The sequence below is a fragment of the Micromonospora sp. SH-82 genome (genome assembly GCF_051132485.1).
In the GTDB taxonomy this organism is placed as follows: Bacteria; Actinomycetota; Actinomycetes; order Mycobacteriales; family Micromonosporaceae; genus Micromonospora.
In genome coordinates, this window is the sequence record NZ_CP148049.1 from 1,561,743 (window position 1) to 1,582,512 (window position 20,770).

Annotated in this window: 20 protein-coding genes; 10 read left to right on the top strand and 10 right to left on the bottom strand. The window is 71.4% G+C overall.

The genetic code is table 11. The features are described from left to right. Nucleotides 1-4 precede the first annotated feature (4 nt). From WHN02_RS07290 to WHN02_RS07305, 4 genes are all read left to right on the top strand, one after another. Nucleotides 5-2,218: a bifunctional glycosyltransferase/CDP-glycerol:glycerophosphate glycerophosphotransferase gene (locus WHN02_RS07290; protein ID WP_434742634.1), complete on the top strand. Its 2,214-nt coding sequence runs from the start codon at nt 5-7 to the stop codon at nt 2,216-2,218. A gap of 58 nt (nt 2,219-2,276) precedes the next feature. Then, a complete protein-coding gene (locus WHN02_RS07295) occupies nt 2,277-3,638 on the top strand; it encodes an ABC transporter ATP-binding protein (RefSeq protein WP_434742635.1) in 1,362 nt (453 codons plus the stop codon). Between the two features lie 120 nt (nt 3,639-3,758). Next, nucleotides 3,759-4,529, top strand: a complete 771-nt coding sequence (locus WHN02_RS07300; protein ID WP_434742636.1) for a beta-phosphoglucomutase family hydrolase — start codon at nt 3,759-3,761, stop codon at nt 4,527-4,529. Continuing rightward, on the top strand, nt 4,526-6,889 hold the full coding sequence (locus WHN02_RS07305) for a glycoside hydrolase family 65 protein (protein ID WP_434742637.1): 2,364 nt from the start codon (nt 4,526-4,528) through the stop codon (nt 6,887-6,889). Before WHN02_RS07300 ends, WHN02_RS07305 begins: the two co-directional genes overlap by 4 nt. A gap of 58 nt (nt 6,890-6,947) precedes the next feature. Here WHN02_RS07305 and WHN02_RS07310 read toward each other — a convergent pair whose 3' ends face one another. Further along, the gene (locus WHN02_RS07310) at nt 6,948-7,121 is read right to left on the bottom strand and encodes a hypothetical protein (protein WP_434742638.1); all 174 of its coding nucleotides are present in this window, start codon (nt 7,119-7,121) and stop codon (nt 6,948-6,950) included. Between the two features lie 238 nt (nt 7,122-7,359). Between WHN02_RS07310 and WHN02_RS07315 the strand changes: the two genes are divergently transcribed. Beyond that, nucleotides 7,360-8,013 (top strand): dienelactone hydrolase family protein, encoded by a 654-nt coding sequence (locus WHN02_RS07315; protein WP_434742639.1) that lies wholly within the window; start codon nt 7,360-7,362, stop codon nt 8,011-8,013. A 13-nt stretch (nt 8,014-8,026) separates the two neighbouring features. Here the strand turns inward: WHN02_RS07315 and WHN02_RS07320 are convergent, their stop codons facing one another. Further along, nucleotides 8,027-9,283, bottom strand: coding sequence for an AI-2E family transporter (locus WHN02_RS07320; protein WP_434742640.1), 1,257 nt, complete (start codon nt 9,281-9,283; stop codon nt 8,027-8,029). Nucleotides 9,284-9,450: 167 nt separating this feature from the next. On the opposite strand from WHN02_RS07320, the gene WHN02_RS07325 reads away from it, so the two are divergent. The 3 genes from WHN02_RS07325 (at nt 9,451) to WHN02_RS07335 (ending at nt 11,748) form a co-directional block, all read left to right on the top strand. Next, complete coding sequence (locus WHN02_RS07325; RefSeq protein WP_434743857.1) at nt 9,451-9,621, top strand: antitoxin; 171 nt, start codon at nt 9,451-9,453, stop codon at nt 9,619-9,621. A 676-nt stretch (nt 9,622-10,297) separates the two neighbouring features. Further along, the gene (locus tag WHN02_RS07330) at nt 10,298-11,503 is read left to right on the top strand and encodes a cytochrome P450 (RefSeq protein WP_434742641.1); all 1,206 of its coding nucleotides are present in this window, start codon (nt 10,298-10,300) and stop codon (nt 11,501-11,503) included. Nucleotides 11,504-11,517: 14 nt separating this feature from the next. Then, nucleotides 11,518-11,748, top strand: coding sequence for a ferredoxin (locus WHN02_RS07335; protein WP_434742642.1), 231 nt, complete (start codon nt 11,518-11,520; stop codon nt 11,746-11,748). A gap of 114 nt (nt 11,749-11,862) precedes the next feature. On the opposite strand, the gene WHN02_RS07340 is transcribed toward WHN02_RS07335, so the two are convergent. The 8 genes from WHN02_RS07340 to WHN02_RS07375 all read right to left on the bottom strand — a co-directional run bounded on the left by WHN02_RS07340 (nt 11,863) and on the right by WHN02_RS07375 (nt 18,957). Next, on the bottom strand, nt 11,863-12,273 hold the full coding sequence (locus tag WHN02_RS07340) for a PPOX class F420-dependent oxidoreductase (protein ID WP_434742643.1): 411 nt from the start codon (nt 12,271-12,273) through the stop codon (nt 11,863-11,865). A gap of 7 nt (nt 12,274-12,280) precedes the next feature. Continuing rightward, the gene (locus tag WHN02_RS07345) at nt 12,281-12,625 is read right to left on the bottom strand and encodes a DUF1232 domain-containing protein (RefSeq protein WP_434742644.1); all 345 of its coding nucleotides are present in this window, start codon (nt 12,623-12,625) and stop codon (nt 12,281-12,283) included. Between the two features lie 137 nt (nt 12,626-12,762). Beyond that, complete coding sequence (locus WHN02_RS07350) at nt 12,763-13,554, bottom strand: hypothetical protein (RefSeq protein ID WP_434742645.1); 792 nt, start codon at nt 13,552-13,554, stop codon at nt 12,763-12,765. A gap of 255 nt (nt 13,555-13,809) precedes the next feature. Then, nucleotides 13,810-14,169 (bottom strand): hypothetical protein, encoded by a 360-nt coding sequence (locus WHN02_RS07355; RefSeq protein ID WP_434742646.1) that lies wholly within the window; start codon nt 14,167-14,169, stop codon nt 13,810-13,812. 134 nt (nt 14,170-14,303) lie between these two features. Next, complete coding sequence (locus WHN02_RS07360) at nt 14,304-15,041, bottom strand: hypothetical protein (RefSeq protein WP_434742647.1); 738 nt, start codon at nt 15,039-15,041, stop codon at nt 14,304-14,306. A gap of 45 nt (nt 15,042-15,086) precedes the next feature. After that, a complete protein-coding gene (locus WHN02_RS07365; protein WP_434739292.1) occupies nt 15,087-15,911 on the bottom strand; it encodes a transposase family protein in 825 nt (274 codons plus the stop codon). Nucleotides 15,912-16,346: 435 nt separating this feature from the next. Continuing rightward, nucleotides 16,347-17,648 (bottom strand): hypothetical protein, encoded by a 1,302-nt coding sequence (locus WHN02_RS07370; RefSeq protein ID WP_434742648.1) that lies wholly within the window; start codon nt 17,646-17,648, stop codon nt 16,347-16,349. A 94-nt stretch (nt 17,649-17,742) separates the two neighbouring features. Continuing rightward, nucleotides 17,743-18,957, bottom strand: coding sequence for a helix-turn-helix domain-containing protein (locus WHN02_RS07375; protein WP_434743858.1), 1,215 nt, complete (start codon nt 18,955-18,957; stop codon nt 17,743-17,745). A 321-nt stretch (nt 18,958-19,278) separates the two neighbouring features. On the opposite strand from WHN02_RS07375, the gene WHN02_RS07380 reads away from it, so the two are divergent. Together WHN02_RS07380 and WHN02_RS07385 are read left to right on the top strand one after the other, a co-directional pair. After that, on the top strand, nt 19,279-19,521 hold the full coding sequence (locus WHN02_RS07380) for a hypothetical protein (RefSeq protein WP_434742649.1): 243 nt from the start codon (nt 19,279-19,281) through the stop codon (nt 19,519-19,521). Beyond that, nucleotides 19,511-20,728 (top strand): helix-turn-helix domain-containing protein, encoded by a 1,218-nt coding sequence (locus WHN02_RS07385; RefSeq protein WP_434742650.1) that lies wholly within the window; start codon nt 19,511-19,513, stop codon nt 20,726-20,728. The genes WHN02_RS07380 and WHN02_RS07385 overlap by 11 nt, the downstream gene beginning before the upstream one ends. Nucleotides 20,729-20,770 lie beyond the last annotated feature (42 nt).

Consider the following 20,770-nt stretch of genomic DNA (forward strand, 5'->3'; position numbering starts at 1 on the left):
CCCGATGACACTCGTCAGTTTCGTCGTGCCGGCCTACCGGGTCCAGGCGTACCTGCGGGAGTGCCTGGACTCGATCCTCGACCAACCCTTCGACGACTTCGAGGTGATCGGGGTCGACGACGGGTCACCGGACTCCAGCGGTGACATCCTCGCCGGGTACGCCGACCGGGACCCCCGGGTCCGGGTGCTCCGGCTGCCCCACAACGTCGGCCTCGGTCCGGCCCGCAACGCCGGGCTGGACCGGGCCGCCGGTGACTACGTCTGGTTCCTCGACTCCGACGACTGGCTCGCCCCGGACTGTCTCCCCGAGGTGGCCGCCCGGCTGCGCGCCACCACCCCCGACGTCCTCGTCGTCGACCACGTCCGGCGGCAGTGGAACGACTCGGCCGGCCACAGCGCGTGGGCCGAGGTCCTCCCCACCCGCGTCGACGAGGACACCATCGACCTGGTCGAACGCCCGGAGGTGCTGCGCCTGCTGCACGTCGCCTGGAACCGGGTGCTGCGTCGGGAGTTCCTGCTCGACTCGCGGCTGCGCTTCGCCCCCGGCTGGTACGAGGACGTGTCGTTCACGTACCCGGTGATGCTCGCCGCCGAGCGGATCGGCGTACTGGACCGGGTCTGCGTCAACTACCGCCAGCGGCGCACCGGGGCGATCACCAGGACCCGGGGCGAGCGGCACTTCGAGGTCTTCGAGCAGTGGGACCGGGTGTTCCGGTGGCTGGACGGACAGGAGGCCGCCGGGGACCCGGACCGGGCCGCCCGGGTGGCGCTGCTGCGTCCGGTGGTGTTCGAGCGGATGGTCTGGCACTACCTGACGGTGCTGGGCAACGGCGAGCGGATCGCGCCACGGCTGCGTCAGGGGTTCTTCGCCCGGATCACCGCCGACGTGCGGCGCTGGTCGCCGCCGGGCGGCCCACCGGTCCCGCCCGGGGTCGCCGGGGTCCGGCACCGCCTGGTGACCGGCGGCCACTGGGGCACCTTCGCCGCCCTCCGCCGGGCGAACAAGGTCGGCCGGACCGCCCGTCGGACCGTCCGGGTGGTCCGCCGTCGGGCGGTGCCGGCGCTGCGGACCGGCCGCAACGCCCTCGGGTACGGCTACTACCGCGCCCAACTGAGCCGCCCGATCGACGAGGACCTCGCCGTCTACGCGGCCTACTGGTATCGCGGCTACGCCTGCAACCCGGCCGCCGTGTACGAGGCGGCCCGTCGGCTGGCCCCCCAGATCCGGGGGGTGTGGATCGTCCGGCGGGACCGGGTGGACCGTCTTCCCTCCGGGGTGGAGTACGTGGTGGCGGGCAGTGCGGCGTACCACCGGGTGTTGGCGCGGGCCAGGTGGCTGGTCAACAACGTCAACTTCCCCGACTTCGTCGTCAAGCGGCAGGGGTCGGTGCACCTGCAGACCCACCACGGGACTCCGGTGAAGGTGATGGGGCTGGACCAGCAGCGGTATCCGGTCGGGGCCACCGGGATGGACTTCGCCGGGCTGCTGCGCCGGGTGGACCGGTGGGACTTCAGCGTCAGCGCGAACCGGTTCTCCACCGAGATGTGGGAGCGGGCGTACCCGGCGGCGTACACCACCCTGGAGTACGGCTACCCCCGCAACGACCGGCTGGTCACCGCCACCGCCGAGGAGGTGGACCGGATCCGTGCCCGGCTCGGGTTGACCGGTCCCGGCCCGGTGGTGCTGTACGCCCCCACCCACCGCGAGCACCTGCCCCGGTACCACCCGCCGTTGCGTCCGGAGGCGTTGCTCGACGTCCTCGGGCCGACCGGTCGGCTCCTGCTGCGCAGCCACTACTTCCACGACCGGGAGCGGGGACGTCGGCAGGTGTCCACCGGCCGGGTCCTCGACGTCAGCGACCACGACCGGGTCGAGGACCTCTATCTCGTCGCCGACGTGCTGGTCACCGACTACTCGTCGGCGATGTTCGACTACGCGGTCCTGGACCGGCCGATCGTGGTGTACGCCCCGGACTGGGACGCGTACCGGGCGGCCCGGGGGGTCTACCTCGACGTGGTCGCCGAGGCCCCGGGGGCGGTGGCCGTCGACTTCGACGGGCTGCTCGACCTGTTCCGGTCCGGTGGGGTGTGGTCGGCGGCGGCGGCTGCGGCCCGGCACCGGTTCCGGGAGCGGTTCTGCGGTCTCGACGACGGGCACGCGGCCGAACGGGTGGTACGCCGGGTCTTCCTCGGTGAGCTGTCGGCTACCGAGGGGTAGATCCGTAATACGGCTGTCACGCGGGCAACATGGCACGTTCACCCGATGTGCGGATGACATGAAACTGGTCACAGTCATTCCAATTTCGGCGACCAGTTGCGGGGAGGTGACGGTGACCACCGTCGCGTTGAAGGACGTCACCAAGGTGTTCCCGGGTGGAGCACTGGCGGTGGACGCTGTCAACCTGGACGTGACCGACGGCGAGTTCATGGTCCTGCTGGGACCCTCAGGGTGTGGGAAGTCCACCCTGCTGCGGATGGTCGCCGGGCTGGAGGAACCGACCAGCGGTGACGTGCTCCTCGACGGTGAACTGGCGAACGACCTGCCCCCCGGGGACCGGGGGATCGCCATGGTCTTCCAGGACTTCGCGCTCTACCCGCACATGACGGTGGGGGAGAACATCGCGTTCCCGCTCCGGCTCTCCGGGGTCCAACCGGCGCCCCGGGGCGAACGGGTCGCCGACGTGGCCGCCGCCCTCGGCATCGGTGACCTGCTCGGACGCAAGCCGAGCCAGCTCTCCGGCGGGCAGCGGCAGCGGGTCGCCATGGGTCGGGCGATCGTCCGTCGGCCGGGCCTGTTCCTGATGGACGAGCCACTGTCCAACCTGGACAGCGGGCTCCGGGCCGAGCTGCGGGCCGAGATCTCCGCCCTCACCAGGGAGCTGGGGGTGACCACCATCTACGTCACCCACGACCAGGCCGAGGCGCTCACCATGGCCGACCGGGTGGCCATCATGCGGCGCGGGGTCCTCCAGGACGTCGGCACCCCCACCCAGGTGTACGGCCGTCCGGCCACCCTGCACGTCGCGGCCTTCCTCGGCAGTCCCCGGATGAACCTGCTGGAGGCGTCGGTCTACGTGCACCTGGACCGGTACGTCCAGCTCAGGATCGGTGAGCAGTCGCTCTACCTGCCCTGGACCGACATCCGCAGTCGGGCCGTGGCCCACTACCACGGCGAGCGGATCGTCGTCGGGATGCGGGCCGAGGCGCTGACCCCCGTGGTCCCGGACGCCCAGGGTGACGTCCTGCGGGGCCGCATCCGCTACCTGGAGCACCACGGACACGAGTCGTTGGCGTACCTCGACATCGGGGCCACCGCCGTCCTCGTCGACGAGATGGGCGGCCCGGTGTCGGGTGGGGTGCCCGGCCAGCGGGGACTGCGCCGGTTCGGGAAGGTGATGTCCCGGCTGACCGGACGACAGGCCCCCGCCGCGGAGCAGCCGGGTCGGACCGGGGGCGGCAACGGCGGGAGCGTCCTCGACGACGGGGGCCGCCACCACCGCCGTCCCGCCGAACTGGCGGTCCGGCTCGCCCCGTACCCGGCGGTCTCCGGCGGACACCCCCTGGCCGTGGCGGTCCGGATGGACGCCGTGCACTTCTTCGGTGAGCGGGGGGAGCGCATCGACGTCGGTCGGCGGTGAGCGGGACGACGCCGTCGCCGGTCGCGGGACCTCCCGGACGCGCCGTGCCGGAGGCGACACCCTGGGTGATCAAGGCCCGAACGGCGTTTGCCGGGTCCGTCGGATGGATAGTGTCAGACCGTGCTGGGCTTACCCGCTGGTGTGACCGCCTGTCTCTTCGATCTGGACGGTGTGCTGACGCAGACCGCCCTCGTGCACAACGCCGCGTGGAAACAGACCTTCGACACGTTCCTGCGCGCCCACGCGGAGGCCACCGGCGTGCCGTTCGTGCCCTTCGACCCGGGGCCGGACTACCACCGCTACGTCGACGGTCGGCCCCGCGCCGACGGTGTGCGGGCCTTCCTCGCCTCCCGGGGGGTGGTGCTGCCCGAGGGCGGCCCCGACGACCCGCCGGACGCCGCGACCGTCAACGGGCTCGGCAACCGCAAGAACGCCGTCCTGCTCGACCGGCTGAACCGGGACGGCGTGCAGGTCTATCCCGGATCGGTGCGGTACCTCACCGAGGTCGCCGCCGCCGGGATGCGGCGGGCCGTCGTCTCGGCCAGCGCCAACTGCAAGCAGGTGGTCAAGGCCGCCGGGCTGGCACCCCTGCTGGAGGTACGGGTGGACGGCCTGGTCGCCCGCGCCGAAGGGCTGCGCGGCAAGCCGCACCCGGACACCTTCCTGCGCGCCGCCGAGGTGCTCGGGGTCGACCCGTCCCAGGCGGCGATCTTCGAGGACGCCCAGGCCGGGGTGGCCGCCGGACGGGCCGGAGGATTCGGGTACGTGGTCGGGGTCGACCGGGTCGGTCAGGCCGACCAACTGCGGGCACACGGTGCCGACGTCGTCGTCACGGACCTGGCCGACCTGCTCGACGACGGCACACCGCAGGGCGAGGGGGGCGGGACATGATCCGCGAGCGGGCCTATCCGGTCGATCCGTGGCACGTCCGGGAGGTCCGGCTCGACATGGACGTCCTGGCCCAGTCCGAGTCGGTCTTCGCGCTCTCCAACGGGCACATCGGGCTGCGCGGGAACCTCGACGAGGGCGAGCCGCACGGCCTGCCCGGGACGTACCTCAACTCCTTCTACGAGCTGCGTCCGCTGCCGTACGCGGAGGCGGGGTTCGGGTTTCCCGAGTCCGGGCAGACCGTCGTCAACGTCACCAACGGCAAGCTGATCCGGTTGCTCGTCGACGACGAGCCGCTGGACGTCAGGTACGGCGAACTCCTCGACCACGAGCGGGTGTTGGACCTGCGGGTCGGCACCCTGCACCGGCGCCTGCACTGGCGCTCCCCGGCCGGACGGGAGGTGAAGGTCAGCAGCACCCGGCTGGTCTCCTTCACCCAGCGGTCGGTCGCCGCGATCAGCTACGAGGTGGAGGCCGTCGGCGGCCCCCTGCGGCTGATCCTCCAGTCGCAGTTGGTGGCCAACGAGGCGCTGCCTGCGCAGAGCAAGGACCCCCGGGTGGCGGCGGTCCTCGAATCACCCCTGCTGGCCGAGGAGGAGCTGACCACCAAGGACGGGGGTCTGCTGATCCACCGGACGAAGGTCTCCGGGCTGCGGGTGGCCGCCGCGATGGCGCACGAGGTCACCGGCCCGGAGCACACCACCGTCGACAGCGAGGGGTACGAGGACTGGGTGCGTACCACCATCGGATGTGTCCTCGCCCCCGGACAGAAGCTGCGGGTGGTCAAGTACCTCGCCTACGGCTGGTCCTCCCGGCGGTCCCTGCCGGCGCTGCGCGACCAGGTCGGGGCGGCACTGGCGGCGGCCCGACTGGACGGCTGGGACGGGCTGCGTCGGGCGCAGCGGGAGCACCTGGACGAGTTCTGGGACGCCGCCGACGTCCGGGTCGAGGGGGACCCGGAGGTGCAGCAGGCCGTCCGGTTCGGGCTGTTCCACGTGCTCCAGGCCGGTGCGCGGGCCGAACGGCGACCCATCTCGGCCAAGGGCCTGACCGGTCCCGGGTACGACGGACACGCCTTCTGGGACACCGAGATGTTCGTCCTCCCGGTGCTCACCTACACCCAGCCGCACGCCGTACGCGACGCCCTGTACTGGCGGCACTCCACCCTCGACCAGGCCCAGGACCGGGCCCGGACGCTCAACCTGCGCGGGGCCGCGTTCCCGTGGCGCACCATCGAGGGAGCCGAGTCGTCGGCGTACTGGCCGGCGGGGACGGCCGCCTTCCACATCGCCGCCGACGTCGCCGACGCGGTCCGCCGCTACGTCCAGGCCACCGGGGACACCCAGCTGGAACGGGAGATCGGGCTGGAGCTGCTGGTGGAGACCGCCCGACTGTGGCGGTCGCTGGGCCACCACGACCGGCACGGCAGGTACCACATCGACGGGGTCACCGGACCCGACGAGTACACCGCAGTCAAGAACGACAACATCTACACCAACCTGATGGCCCAGCGGAACCTCCTCACCGCCGCCGAGGTGGCGATGCGGCTGCGGGACGAGGCGCTGGACCTGGGGGTGACCGAGGAGGAGGCCGCCGCCTGGCGGGACGCGGCGCACTCGATGACCATCCCGTACGACGAGGAACTGGACGTCCACGAGCAGGTCGAGGGCTTCACCCGGTTGCAGGAGTGGGACTTCGAGCACACCCCGGCCGACAAGTACCCGCTCCTGCTGCACTTCCCGTACTTCGACCTGTACCGCAAGCAGGTGGTCAAGCAGGCGGACCTGGTCCTGGCGATGCACTGGCGCGGGGACGCGTTCACCGCCGCGCAGAAGACCCGCAACTTCAACTACTACGAGCGGCGTACGGTGCGGGACTCGTCCCTGTCGGCGTGCACCCAGGCGGTGTTGGCCGCCGAGGTCGGCGACCTCCAGTTGGCCCACGCCTACCTGCGGGAAGCCGCCCTGATGGACCTGCACGACCTCAACGAGAACACCCGCGACGGGGTGCACATGGCGTCCCTGGCGGGTGCCTGGATCGCGTTGGTCGCCGGGTTCGGCGGGCTCCGTGACCACGACGGGACGCTCTCGTTCACGCCCCGGCTGCCCTCCGGGCTGACCCGACTGGAGTTCTCCCTCCAGTGGCGGCAGTCTCGGGTGCACGTCGACGTGCGGTCACACCAGACGACGTACGCCCTGCGTCCCGGTGGTCCGGTGGCCGCCATCGAGCTGCGTCACCACGGGGAGTCGGTGCAGGTCACCCGGGCACAGCCGACGATCCTGCCGAATCCGCCGGCCGAGCCGTCGGCACCCGTACCCGAGCAGCCCGCCGGTCGGGCACCGCTCACTCACGCCCCGGAGTGACGGCGCGCCGGACCCGACGGCGGGCGGCGTCCGTGCCGTGAAGGGCGTCCGGCGGCGGTCAGCGTCCGCCGGTGGAGGGGCGTCCGGCGGCGTCGTGCGGGGCCACGGCCCGAGGGTCGTCGGCGGTCCGCGCCTGCGCGGCCTCGTCCGCCCAGTCCCGGCCGCGTTCGGCGTCGATCCGGCGCTGTTCCTGGTCGTCGGTCTTACGGTCCTTGCCCTGTCGCTTCGCCATCGCCGATCCCCCGCTCCTGACGAGTCGTCCCCGATCGGGGACGACTGGGCCTACCCGTCGGTGGACCCGGCAAACGGGACCAGCCGTCGGCGGGAAGGGGGCGTACCGCCCGGACGGGTTCCACTCCCGGGCCGGGTGGACCCGGATCGGCCCGGGGTGGGATGACTGGTGAGTTCCAGGCCCGAGGCGGGTAACCCCGGCGCGGCCGACTGGCGGCCGGTGGTTGCGGAGGTCGGAGATGGACACGTTGACCAGCGCGGTGCCGATCCCGGTGGCCGGGGCGGGACTCCCGGCCGACCTCGTGCTGCCCACCGACGCGACCGGGGTGGTCCTCTTCGCGCACGGTAGTGGCAGCTCCCGGCACAGCCCACGGAACACGGCGGTGGCCCGGGTGCTGCACCGACGCTCCCTGGGCACGGTCCTGGTCGACCTGCTCACCCCGGAGGAGGAACGCGTGGACGCCCGGACCGCGGAACTGCGGTTCGACATCGACCTGCTGGCCGACCGGTTGACGGCAGCCGTGGACTGGATGCGGACCGAGGCGGCTCTCCGCCGACTGCCGGTGGGGCTCTTCGGGGCCAGTACGGGGGCGGCCGGGGCGCTCGTCGCCGCCGCTCGTCGCAGCGACACGGTGGCGGCGGTGGTCTCCCGGGGTGGACGGCCCGACCTCGCCGGTCCCGCCCTGACCCAGGTACGCGCGGCGACCCTCCTGCTGGTGGGCGGCCTCGACGAGCAGGTGCTGACGCTCAACGAGGAGGCGCTCGCGCAGCTCCCGGAGGGGGTGGGTGAGCTGCGGGTGGTGCCGGGCGCCACCCACCTGTTCGAGGAGCCGGGGACCCTGGACCGGGTGGCCGACGACGCCGCCGACTGGTTCGCCGGTCACCTGGGGTGAGGTGCCCCGTTCGTCACCGGCGGTGGCGGTGCACGGTGTCCACCACCCGGTAGGCCACCGCCGCGATCGGCACCGAGACGAAGGCCCCGGCGATCCCGCCGACGAGGGTGCCTGCGGTGACGACCACCAGGATCACCGCCGGGTGCAGCCGGACCTGCCGTTTCATGATCAACGGCTCCAGGAAGTTACCCTCGGTCTGCTGGACCAGGATCACCGCCCCCAGGGTCAGCAGCGCCACCGTCGGACCCTGCGCGGCGAGTGCCACCAGGACCGCGAACGCCCCGGCCACCGTCGCTCCGATGATCGGGACGAACGCGCCGAAGAACGTGATCAGCGCCAGTGGCAGGGCCAGCGGCACGTCGAGCAGGACCAGGGCCAGTCCGATGCCGATCGCGTCGATCGCCGCGATCACCAGGGTGCCCCGGCTGTACGCCCCCAGGGTCCGCCATCCCGCCCGACCGGCCTCGGCGGTGACCTCCCGGTTCGGGCCGGTCATCCGACGCAGCACCCACTGCCACATCGACCGGCCGTCCTTGAGCATGAAGAAGAAGAGGACCAGGGCGAGCAGCGTGGCTCCGAGGACCTCCCCTGCGGTCCGTACCCCGGCCACCGGGTCCAGCGAACTCTGCCCGAACGCCTGCCGGGCCTGCTCGACCACCCGGTTCAGCTGCTCGTCGGTCACCGGCAGCGTCGAGGTGACGAAGTCCCGGGTGCGTTCCAGCCCCTGCCCCAACTCGTCGCTCAGCTCGCCGAACTGGTCGGCGGTCAGGGTCCAGACCAGGGCGCCGACGCCGCCGAGGATCCCGAGCAGGAGGAGGACGGTGAGCAGCGCGGCCAGCGCACCCGGCAGCCGGAGCCGACGCAGCAGCAACTGCACCGGGTCGAGCAGGGCGGTGAGGAAGACGGTGACGGCCAGCGCGATGGCCAGCGGGGCGAGCAGGACCGCGATCCTGCCGACCAGGTAGAGCCCGGCGGCGATCAGCACCAGGCAGGTGCTCCACACCACCGCCGTGCGTACCAGCCAGGGCAGGGCGGCCCAGGTCTGCCGAGGCCCGGTCCCGTCGACCACCTCGGGCGGCGACCCGGCCGCCACCGACGGGCCGGTGCGCGTCGCGTCGCTTGCCTCCGACGGGCCGGGTGGCGTCGCCTCGCCGGCCTCCGACGGTTCGGTGCGCGTCGCGTCGCTCTCCGCCGACGGGTCGGCGGACGTCGCGGAGGTGTCTGTCCCCGCCGTGCCGGGCCTACGCCCCGTTGAATCGTCCCGCTTCACGCCGGGCCTCCTCGGTGTCCGGAGATGGCGTTACCCGCCCGGAGTACCGTCGACACCCACAGCGACGGTCGGGTGTCCGATCCGATCGGGCAGCGGGTTTCGTGAATCCCGGGCAGGGAAGGCATTTGTCGGAACCGAGCTGAGGGGAGATCGTCGTGAGCGATTTCATGAACCGGGCGAAGGACGTCGCCGACAAGCACGACAAGCAGGTCGACCAGGGGCTGGAGAAGGCCGGGGACCTGGCGGACAAGCGGACCGGCGGCAAGTACGACGAGCAGATCGACAAGGGCGTGGACCAGGCCCAGCGGCGTACCGGGGACGGTGACCAGGCGCGCTGAGTTCGCCGCCCGGCTGCTCCCGAGCCCTCGCGGGGCCTCACACCTCGCACCTCACACCGGACCTTCGTTCCCCGCCTTCGCTCCCCGCGAGCCGGCGGCGGGGAACACGTCGTCGGCTCGCTGTGGAGCTGCCCCGTCTGTGAGACCGCCACCAATACTGTCGACGGCGGCCGCGTTTCCCGGCCCGCCCGGTGCGTGGGTGCTTCCCGCTGTGACCGTGTCCGCCGACGCCGAGTCGGCTGACCCGGGTAGCGGCTACTGCATTCACGTTTGCCCCGAACGCCCCCTTCTTAAAGGGATCTGTGGGTCGCCCCGTTCGTGAGGGCAGCTCCACAGTGAGCACGGACGACATGTCGGCGGGGAAGGACGACCCGAGGCGTCAGCATGGCCCGCCGACGGCCCCGCCGGGCCATGACGCAGGCCGCCGGGCCAGGCCGCCGGGCCAGGCCGCCGGGCCAGGCCGCCGGGCCAGGCCGCGGGCCGCCCAGCCAGGAGGCGGGCCGCCGGATCAGGACGCAGGCCGCCGGGTCACCACCCGGGCCGCCGGGTCATGACGCCCTGGCGGCGATCGAGGACTGTCGCTACCATGCGCAGTCGAGGCATGACCCACTGTGGGGTCGTGTCGACGGACCGACGCCGCCCATCGACGGTGCCGCACAGCCACAGGGAGTCCTCGTTGACAGCTGCACCCCAGACCGCTGCGCCCAGCTACCCGTTCAGCCCGCCCCACCGGCTCGACCTCGACCCCCGGTACGCCCAGCTGCGTCGGGACGAGCCGCTGGTCCGGGTGCGTCTGCCCTACGGTGAGCCGGTCTGGCTCGCCACCCGGTACGCCGACGTGCGAACCGTCCTCGGCGACCCCCGGTTCAGCCGGGCCGCCGCCGCCGGACGTGACGAGCCCCGAAACACCGAGCGTCTCCCCGCCTCCGGGATGCTCGGGATGGACCCGCCGGACCACACCCGGCTGCGTCGACTGATCGCCAAGGCGTTCACCGCCCGCCGGGTGGAGCGGCTGCGGGAGGGGACCCGGGCGGTCGCCGAGGAACTGGTCGACGGGATGCTCGCCGCCGGTCCCCCGGCGGACCTGGTGGCACACCTCGCCACGCCGCTGCCGATCCGGGTGATCTGCGACCTGCTCGGTGTCCCGGTCACCGACCAGGACAGGTTCCACACCTGGGCGGAGGCGATCGTCTCCACCACCTCGCTGAGCGCCGAGCAGACGCAGACGTACATCCAGAACCTTTTCGACTACATGGCCGGGCTGATCGCCCGCCGTCGGCAGGAGCCGACCGACGACCTGCTGACCGCGATGGTGCAGGCCCGCGACGCCGACTCCGACCGGCTCACCGAGGAGGAGGTCGTCCAGCTCGCCGCCGGTCTGCTGGCCGCCGGGCACGAGACCACGGTGACCCAGATTCCCAACTTCGTGTACGTCCTGCTCACCGAGGAGGGCGGCTGGAAGCGTCTGCGTACCGAGCCGGAGTTGATCCCCGGGGCGGTCGAGGAGCTGCTGCGGTTCATCCCGTTGGGCGCGACCGCCGCGTTCCCCCGGTACGCACTGGAGGACGTCGAGCTGAGCGGGGTCCTGGTCCGGGCCGGTGAACCGGTGATCGCCTCGATCCACTCGGCCAACCGCGACGAGCGGGTCTTCACCGACCCGGACACCCTCGACCTGTCCCGGGTGGTCAACCCGCACGTCGGATTCGGTCACGGGGCACACCACTGTGTCGGGGCTCAGCTCGCCCGGATGGAGTTGCAGGTGATGCTCGAAACGTTGGTACGGCGTACCCCGGACCTGCGCCTGGCGGTGCCCGAGTCGGAACTGACCTGGAAGACCGGGCTGTTGGTACGCGGCCTGACCGCCCTGCCTGTCGCCTGGTAGCGAGGAGGATCCCGATGGGGGAGAACGACTGGCGGGTCCGCGTCGACCAGGCCCAGTGCATCGGGGCGGGGATCTGCGCCAGCACCGCCCCGGCCCACTTCAGACTCGTCGACGGGCTGTCACAGCCGTTGGCCGGGTTGGTCGACCCGGCCGAGGAGGTACGGGACGCGGCCGACTCCTGCCCGATGGAGGCGATCACCGTCACCGACGCGGAGACCGGCGACCCTGTCGCCCCGCAACCCTGAGTCGGACCCGGCCTGCCACCGGGCAGGCCGGGTCGTCCCACCGGAACCCTGTCAGCGCGCCGACCGTCGTCGCCGGGCCGGGTTTCCTCGGGGTGACGTGCGTGAGACGTGTCGCTAGAGGCTGCCGAGCAGGCGGGTCACGGTGATCTCGATGACCACCCGGTCCGGGTTGGGGCGTGGGGTGCGGTAACGGTCGGCGTACCGCTGCTCGGCCTCGCGGACCGAGTCGGCGTCGGCGCGGACGACGGCCCGGCCCTCGATGGTCAGCCACCGCCGCCCGTCGACGTGACAGACCGCCACCGGGGACTGCGGGGTGGCCGCGACGTTGCGGGCCTTCAGCGACGTCCGCGAGGTGATCACCCGGGCGATGCCGGACTCGCCGTCGAAGGTGACCCCGACCGGTACGACGTGCGGCGTCCCGTCCTGCCGCAGGGTGGTCAGCGTGGCGAGGTGGCGTTCGGCGCAGAACCGGGTGACCCGGTCGTCGCGCGGGTCCAGCCGGTGGTCGGCCCGGTTCGGTGACATCTACCGATCATGGCACGGGCCTGGTGAGCCGTCCGGCGTCCGGCGCGGCCGAGACTGGACGGGCGGAGTCGGTGGGGTTGGCATCGCCCCGCTTGCGGGCCAGCCGGGCCAGGTAGAGCAGGGCGGCGGCCAGCACCCCGATGTCGTCCAGGTAGATCGGGTCGGGCAGCAGGTCGACCGGCAGGATGGTGTAGGCCAGCGCGCCGTAGAAGGCCACCTTCCCCTTGGCCCCCAGGGCACCGAGCATCTGCCGGGTCTTCCACAGCCGGAAGGCCAACAGCGCCGCACCGACGAGCGTCGCCACGGCCAGGACACCACCGAGAACGACGAACAGCCACGTCTCCTGGGACATGACACCACGCTAACTCAGCCCACCGACACCGCCACCGGTACGCCGCGCCTTCCGGCCCCCGCGCCCCCGTCTGCCCGTCGTCAGCTCGCCCGTCCTCTACCCGGGCGGACTTCGCCGCCCGGGTGCGTCCAACCTCGTCAAAAGGCCGGGGCGGTGGCGCGTCCCCGTCGGCGGGGGGCGACCACCGGCACCTCCATGGTGTCGGAGAAGGGCAGCAACGGCTGCTCGGCGACCGGGGCCGGCTCGGCGGCGGCGATCGCCTCGGCGCGGAGGCTGTTCGCGGCGGCGACTGCCATCTCGGCGGTCCGCCACGCGGCCTGCTCCTGCTCCCGGGCCGCCTCGTGGCGGGCGAACAGGTTGTCGCGTACCGCCTGGTGCAGGAACAGCTCCTGCTCGACGGGGTGCCGACGCGGGTCCCACCCGTTGCGGTGTCCGAAGACGTCGCTGAGCTGCTCGACGGAGATCTCCCGCCGCCAGTACGCGTCCAGCGCCGTCCGGTGCATGAAACGCTCCCGGTCGGCGTACTCGGAGGGGGTCTGGGCGGTGTGGGGCAGGGGCATCGAGGCGGCGGTGATGAGCCGACCGACGTTCTCCTCCGACTCCTGGTACGCCGTCCAGGCCGACTCGACCTCCTCCTGGGCGGCCAGCCACTCGGCCCGACGCCGCTGGGCGGTGGTGCCCGCCCGGTCGGCAGCCACCGCGATCTCCTGGGCGTAGCGGTCCCGTTCCCGCTCCTCCTCGTCGGCCCCGTCGTCGTCGCGCCTGCTCGGCATGGCGGCTTGGCTGATCCGACTCGCCACGCCGAGGCGGAGTCTTCCGGGGCGGGCCAGGAGCGCGGCGACGGCGACGCCGACCACTGTGAGCAGCGCCAGCCAGATCACGGCGGCCTGCGGGATATCGATCATGAAGGATGAGAGGACGGTCTGCATCACCAGCACCTCGGGTTCGACGGAGGGGGAAGGGCGGCGGGGAAAGGGCGGGTAGAACAAGAGAATCGGGGTGTCCCGGACGGGCGGACACCGGGCCGTGCGTTCGTCAGCGGGGTGCCCCTCGGGCGACGGTCGGCGACCGGTCGCCGGTGGTGTCGGGGGGCTGCTCCTGGTCGGCGGCGACCGCCGGTCAGTGCTGCGGCGGTCCGTGCTGCGGCGGGCCGCGCCGGTCAGTGCTGCGGTGGCGACCGCCGGTCAGTGCTGCGGCGGGCCGCGCCGGTCGGGAACCCCCGGTGTCAGGGGCGACCCCGCCCGCTGGGCCGCCTCGGCGACGATCGCGGGCGGCGGCGACTCGGGCTCGCCTGCCGTCGACTGGTCCTGCGGGGCCGGCTCTGCGGCCGTGGTCACCGCCGACGGCTCCGGGCGGAGGTCGGCGACGTGACTCGTCACCACAGTCGGGGCCACCGACGCGGTGGCGGTGGCCTCGGTCAGGGCGAGGGTCGCACCTCCGAGGCCGACGGCGAGGACCAGGACGGTCGCCGCCAGGCGGGTCAGATCCCGCAGCGCGCACAGCGCCGCCCACCACGTCGGATGGGTGGCTGTCGCGGGAGGCATCTGAACAACCTAGCGGTACGGCGCGTGGATCGCATGCGGCAGCGGGGATCCGTTACGTGACTGCGGCCACGGCACCACCCTCCGTCGGTCCACTGAGGACGAACGGGTGGCGCCTGCCGTCCGGTGCGTGAGGTTCAGCGGGAGTGGTGGGGGTGTTGCGGGCCGGGGGGACCGGGCCACTGATGGGGGGTGCCCGGGCGGGTGGCGGACGGCGGGGAGGCCGGTCCGGGGGTCTGCCCGAAGGGGGAACCGAGGTCGGAGACCTGGGAGGGGGAGACGTGCAGCTCCGGCCACAGGAGCCTCCCGTGTCCCGGGTGCCCCCTGAGAGGGCCGACATCGATGATGCCCATCCGCAGGTAGCTCCTGATGAGCTGCTGCGTGTCCACCGGGCAGTTCGCCGGGAACCCTCCGGCGACCACGGCGTGCTGGATCATGGTCTCCGTGCGTATCTGAACGCTCGGTGTGACGGCTACGACAGCCGGTAGCGGCGTGGACCAGTTGGCAGGATCGTCGAAACGCCTGAGCAGGTATTCGTGCAGGAGCATCCAGCTGTTCAGGCGGCTTGAGCTCGTCCGCCCGAGTGGGTCGGGCACGATGGTGGAGGCCCGGGGATCCCGGGCCACCCCGTTTCGGTCGAAGTAATTCCGTTGCAGGTGGTCCTTGATGAGGATGCGGGCCAACACCGGGCAGGACGACGGGAACCTGCCGTCCCGGAGGATGCTCTCGACAGCGCAGTTGGGATCCACCCACCTTCCGGGTTCGACGACCACGTAGTGGGGCAGGGGTCTGTTCGACGTGCTCGGATCGCCGATGTGCCGGTGCAGGGCCACCTGCAGGGCGGCCCACTCTGCGGGGTCGTCCTGAGCTGCCACGAAGCCGTCATTCTCGTGATGTGTGATGTAGGCACTGAAGTGATCTCAGCGACTTTGCGGTAGGTATTTGTACTCGAAGTGGGTCAGGTGCAGGGCTGCGGTAACGATGTCGCCGATTCGGCGTGGGCTGACGGTCGTGTGGCGTAGCGTCTTCCAGCGTCCGATCAGGATCGCGAATCCTCGTTCTCCTTGCCAACGTAGACCGCGTAGCAGTCGGTTGTAGGCGCGGTTGTCAGGTGCGAGTCGGCGGCCGTCGGCGGGTTGCTTGACCGGGGTCATGATGCCGTGACCTGCGCTTTCGTAGCCGGAGTCGGCCAGGGTCGGTAGGTCGAGTTCGGCGGCGGACCAGTTCAGGGCAGCGGTGATCCCGAGTTCGCGAGCGCAACTGGTGTCGTGTAGATGCCCGGGCAGCGCCGCCGATGTCCAGATCGGCAGCCCGTCGGGTCGAATGATCGCTTGGACGTTCGCGCCGAAGTCGCGGTGCTTTCCGGAGAACCAGGCATCGATCACCTCGCCCTTGACCGACAGGGTCGTCTCGGTGAGCCGGTCGCAGTCGAACAGCTTGCCGTCGAGGATCACATGCGACCAGTCGTCGGCCGCAGCCCGACGCAGAGCGGCATGCAGGTCGCCGGCCTGGGCGGCGAGCACGGCGACGCCCTCGTCGCGGTAGCGGTAGGCGGTCGCCCTGGAGATGCCGAAGCCGGCGGCGAGCAGGGCCATGTCCTCGGCCTTGCGGAACCAGACGAGCACCATCAAGGCCTGGTAGAAGCAGGTCAACGCCCGGGTGCCACGGCGGGTACCGCAGGCCCGTCGCTGTGCGTACAACAGATGCGCGAGGTGCTGCACGAGTTCCCTCGGGACGTCGACCATGGCACGATAGGCAATCACGTGGAGCCCTCTCGAAGACGTGGATCTGTCGCAAGGACATGTCTATCGATGGCTCCACGCCTGTTTCCACTGCCGCCCGACTCGCGTCCTTCGCCCGTGTCGCACCAATCAAACCCTTTGCGTTGCTGAGATCACCTCACTGGAGATTTCCCGGAGCTCCGACGGGCAGGCCGTCGGGAAACCGCGGGTTCTGAAATAGTGAATCGCGGAGTTCGGGACGAGCGACACGCCGTTCACTGTTGCCGTGCTCGGCATGCTTCTCTGCCAGTTGTCCGGGGTGCTGAGGCGATCCACGACATACGCCTCAAGGGCATTCCACTGTTCCTTGGTTCTCAAGGGCATGTTCGTCCCGACGTGTCGACCCGGGCGCTGGTTCAGTCGAGGAGGCGGATTTCTGGTCACCCGGGTCGGCGGAGGTCATCGGGAGTGGTGAGGGTGGTGCGCCCCGGTGGCACCGGGCCACTGGGGGACGGCGGCCGGTCGGGTCGCGGAGGTGGAGGTCGCCGGTCCGGGGCCGGCCCCCGTCGGGGTCTGCAGGGTGGCGACATGCGAATGGTGGTGGGCTCCCGAGGGTCGGCCCGCAGCCATGAGTCGAGCGTGTGCCTCCTCGAAAGGGGCGACGTCGATCGCTCCGCTGCTCAGATACTCGTGGATGGCCAACCGCGTGTCGATCGGGCACAGCTGTGGATATGATCCGCTGACCACGATGTTCATGACCATGCTGTACGGGTGGATCAGTCTGCCATGTGCGTCGACCGCCTGGTCGGGTAAGCGTTCACCCCAGTTGTTCGGGTCGTCGAAGTGGTTGTTGAGCACGTTACCGAGATCTGTCCAGTTGCGGACGATCTTGTCGGGTGAGTTACCCCTTTCCAGGTAGGTCGTGATGAGGTCTCGAAGGCTTTCGGGCATGGCCGCCGGGAAGCCCGAATCTCTCCAGTGGTCGACGTTTCGTCGAGGGAAGATGGTTTGCCCGCTCCTCGTGGTCAGCCTCTCCGGTAGCGAGGCTTGCCGGTTCCTGTCATCGGCGCAGAGGTGGCGGTGAATGGCATCCTGATACTCCTCCCATTCACCAGTCGTTCTGACCACCCGTCGTTGTTCTTCGGAGATCCGGGGCGAAGGGGGGCTTGCGGGTGGCGGTGGACGGAACGTCAGTGCACCGTGACCGCTGATCGCGGACGGGTCGCCCATGGGTGCAGGGGGGCCGGAGAGGTCGGTGACCTCGCCCCGACTCTGCTCCGCAGCGGCCAGGAACTGGGTCACCGCTGCCTCCTGCGGCAGGAAATGCCTGTTTATCGCCTTCATGGCGACGTAGCCTGCGACCACGTTTCGGGTGCTCGTCGGGTAGCCCACCTGACCGGGATCGGTTCTGATGAGGGCCAGCACCGCCGACTTGAGATAGCGTGGCAGCGGTCGGCCCCATTCGTACGCGTTGTCGAAGTGGGTGACGAGCCCGTTGTGGAGGAACTCCCACTGGCGAGGGCCGCCTCTCAGTTCTGCCTCGACGTTGAGGTAGGTCGCAATGAGGTTTCGTGTCGGCAGGGGGCAGGCGTCCGGGATCTTCGTTCTTCGGTAGTGGGCCACCTTCATGCTCAGGTTGATTCCATCGACCTCCTTTCCGGTCGACGGTAGGGGTTCGTGCCAGTGCCTGGGATCGGCGTTCAGATGCTTTTCGAGTGCGGCGTGAAGCTTCGCGAAGGTTTCCGGGGTCTCCTTTGGCATGCCCTGACCGACGAGCAGGAGTCGGTGGTGGTTCAGTCGTCGTGCAGGACATGCCGATGGTGTTGGTCACCGGTGGGAGACGGCCGGACCGGGGTCAGGCGTTGAGGCGTTGGTGCAGGTCGTCGTAGTCGGCGCGGGTGCGTTCGGTGGCGGGGACCGCCTCGGTGACCTGGCGGGTGACTCGGCGTACCAACTCGTTGTGGTGTTGCCGGGGGAGGCCGTCGAGGGTGGCGGTGGCGTGGCGCAGCCCGTCGGTGAGGTGCCCGGTCCGGACCAGGCAGGCGGCCCGGTGCAGCTCGACCTGGGCCCGGAGTCGGCGGTGTGACTGCGGGTAGAGCTGGGCGGCCCGGTCCTGGACGGCCTCGGCCCGGGCGAGGTCCCCGCTGTGGGAGTAGACCCACGACTGGGTGTGCCGGAGCCGGTGTTCGGCCCATCCCCAGAGGGACTCGTCGTTGCCGAGGACCGAGGCGGGGAGCTTCTCGGTGAGGTCGCCGAGCCGTTCGACGGTCGCCACCGCCTCGGCGTGCCGACCCGCGGCCGACAGGGCCTGGGCACGACCGGAAAGGACCTTGCAGTTCGCCACCGTGGGATCGGTGGTGAGGATCGGCAGGACCCGGTCGGAGAGGGCCACCAGCTGCTCCGGGGTCCGGCCCCCGTAGCAGCCGTCCACCACCTCCCAGCCCCGGACCAGTGTCATCGTCTCCGGGTCCTGCGACTCGTCGGCGAGGCGGTTGGCCGTCGACCACCACCGGCGGGTGAGCATCGACTGCCCCGTGGAGGTCGTCTTCAGTGCGACGAGGAGGGAGAGCCGGGCGGCGGCCTGCAACAGGCGTGACCGGGCCGGCTCGGTCGACGAGGCGAGGAGGCCGTGCAGGACGGCCAGGTCGATCCGCAGGTGGTCCGTCAGCTCCTCGGCGGAGAGCCGGTAGTTCGCCACCCCGTAGTCGGCGACGATCTGGTCCCACTCGTCGTGCCCGGCCCGGACCGCGTCGCTCAGCATCTGCCGGAGGGCCTCCAACCCCTCCGAGGAACCGGCCGCCGATACGGCAGCCAGGGTGCTCATCGACCACAACACCGTGCGTCTACGCATGTCCGGATCTCCTTCCTGGTTGACGTACGCCGCGATCAGCGCGCCGTCGGCCTGTAGGGCTCGGTCGCAGGCCTCGACGAACTGCGCCGACGGGCGCTTCGTTCCGTTCTCGACCTGGGAGATGTGGGTGTAGGTGAAGTTGACGGCGCTCGCGAGTTGTCGGAGAGACAAATGGCGGGCATTGCGGTGCCTCCGGAGAATGTCCCCGACCTTTTCCATGGTCACCCTCGACTCCGTTTCCTGGTCTGTGTGCCAACGGTGTACCGCTGTCCGGCACGTCGCCGCCTCGGCGACGCTGTCCGTGTCGCCGCTGGTGGGAGAGCCCCCGTCCGGCCGTGGCAGCCTCCAAGAAAGTGAGACGCTTTCGAATTCCGGGTGATTGGCAGATCTTGGCGTTGGCGCGCCGAGGAACCAGGAAGTCGTCTCACCATAACCCCATGCACAGCCGAAGAAGAAGAGGGTGGTCAATTCATGTGGACGAGATTCCGCAACTGGTGTCGAGGCCGCCACACGAGGCGGTCGGACGACAGGTGGCGGGCGATGCAGGAGGCCGAGTACGAGGCCGCGAAGCGCCGGATCCTGGCCGAAGCCGCCCGACAGCGGGGCACCCCCGAAGACCGGTGGCGGCGGGACGCCCCCGAGGTGGGCCGACAGCGGGGCACCCCCGAGGACCTGGGGCGGCACCGGTGGAACGACGGGCCGACGATCCGGCTCACCCCGTTGACCAGGCAGGCCCCACTGCTGACGTACGGACAGCGGCGGGGATACCGCTGTGAGCGGTGACCTGCCCGTCGGGCGGCGGGTGGCGTACTGGCGTGGTCGGCGGGGATGGTCGCAGCAGACCCTCGCCGACGCGCTGGGCATGTCGAAGAGCTGGGTGGACAAGGTGGAGCGGGGTGTCCGCCGGTTGGACAGGCTCTCCACCCTGCGGGAGGTCGCCCGGGCGCTCCGGATCGACGTGGACCTCCTGCTCGGCACCGGCCCGGCGGCACCCGTCGCGCGGGCCGACCAGGCCGACGGGCCGCTCACCGGCGCCGAGCTGGACCCGTTGCGGGCGGCCCTGTTCCGGTTCGACGCCGCCCTGGCCGGGGTCGACCCGACCGGCCCGACGCCGGACCGGCTCCGGGCGGGGGTGGAGCACGCCTGGTCGGCGTACGGGCACGCCGACTACCGGCTACTGGTGCGGATCCTTCCGGGGCTGCTCTGCCAGGCACAACTGAGCCGGGCGGCCCACCCGGACGACCCGGTCGCGGTCCACCTGCTGGGGCAGGTCACCCAACTGGTCTCGGCGGTGCTGTGCAAGCTGGGCGAGCTGGCCACCTCCTGGCTGGCCGCCGACCGGGCCATGACGATCGGCCGCCGGACCGCCGACCCGACGTCGGCCGCCGTCACCCTGACCCGGGTCCTGCGGGCACTGGACCGGCCCCGGCACGCCCTGGAGGTCGCTGTCGCCGTGGCGCACCGGATCGGCCCACCCGATCCGCAGACCGCCACACCAGAGCGGCACTGCGGGTACGGAACCCTGCTGGTGCAGGCCGCACGGGCCGCCGCCGCCAGTGGTGACCACCCGGGAACCGTCGACCTGCTGGACCAGGCCGCCGCCGTCGCCGCCCGACTCGGCGACGACCACCACTGCCGGACGAGCTTCGGTCCGACGGCGGTCGGGCTGGCCCGGGTCACCACCGCACTCGCCCTCGACCGGGACCGCGATCCGCTCCGGTCACACCGGGAAGTCCTCGACACCGTGGCCTTCGCCCGGCTGACCGTGGAACGGAGGGCGGCGTACCTGGTCGACGTGGCCCGGGGGTGTCTGCGCCGCAACGACCTCCCCGAGGCCGCGCGGGCGTTGCTGCTCGCCGACCGGACCGCCCCCACCGAGGTACGCCATCGTCCCACCGCCCTCGCCACCCTGCGTACGCTGCTTCGCCGGGCGTCCCGCCCGGACCCGGAACTCACCCGCCTCGCCGAAACTCTCCGGATAGCCCTTTGAACCGTCGTGCCGGGCGCCCGTCGGCGGGTCGATCGGCACGGC

Coding starts and splice junctions, on each gene's coding strand:
- WHN02_RS07290 (WP_434742634.1), top strand. CDS start 5: ATGACACTCGTCAGTTTCGTCGTGCCGGCCTACCGGGTCCAGGCGTAC.
- WHN02_RS07305 (WP_434742637.1), top strand. CDS start 4,526: ATGATCCGCGAGCGGGCCTATCCGGTCGATCCGTGGCACGTCCGGGAG.
- WHN02_RS07365 (WP_434739292.1), bottom strand. CDS start 15,911: ATGGTCGACGTCCCGAGGGAACTCGTGCAGCACCTCGCGCATCTGTTG.
- WHN02_RS07295 (WP_434742635.1), top strand. CDS start 2,277: ATGAAACTGGTCACAGTCATTCCAATTTCGGCGACCAGTTGCGGGGAG.
- WHN02_RS07375 (WP_434743858.1), bottom strand. CDS start 18,957: ATGGAAAAGGTCGGGGACATTCTCCGGAGGCACCGCAATGCCCGCCAT.
- WHN02_RS07370 (WP_434742648.1), bottom strand. CDS start 17,648: ATGCCAAAGGAGACCCCGGAAACCTTCGCGAAGCTTCACGCCGCACTC.
- WHN02_RS07335 (WP_434742642.1), top strand. CDS start 11,518: ATGGGGGAGAACGACTGGCGGGTCCGCGTCGACCAGGCCCAGTGCATC.
- WHN02_RS07325 (WP_434743857.1), top strand. CDS start 9,451: ATGAACCGGGCGAAGGACGTCGCCGACAAGCACGACAAGCAGGTCGAC.
- WHN02_RS07315 (WP_434742639.1), top strand. CDS start 7,360: ATGGACACGTTGACCAGCGCGGTGCCGATCCCGGTGGCCGGGGCGGGA.
- WHN02_RS07310 (WP_434742638.1), bottom strand. CDS start 7,121: ATGGCGAAGCGACAGGGCAAGGACCGTAAGACCGACGACCAGGAACAG.
- WHN02_RS07355 (WP_434742646.1), bottom strand. CDS start 14,169: ATGCCTCCCGCGACAGCCACCCATCCGACGTGGTGGGCGGCGCTGTGC.
- WHN02_RS07345 (WP_434742644.1), bottom strand. CDS start 12,625: ATGTCCCAGGAGACGTGGCTGTTCGTCGTTCTCGGTGGTGTCCTGGCC.
- WHN02_RS07350 (WP_434742645.1), bottom strand. CDS start 13,554: ATGCAGACCGTCCTCTCATCCTTCATGATCGATATCCCGCAGGCCGCC.
- WHN02_RS07340 (WP_434742643.1), bottom strand. CDS start 12,273: ATGTCACCGAACCGGGCCGACCACCGGCTGGACCCGCGCGACGACCGG.
- WHN02_RS07380 (WP_434742649.1), top strand. CDS start 19,279: ATGCAGGAGGCCGAGTACGAGGCCGCGAAGCGCCGGATCCTGGCCGAA.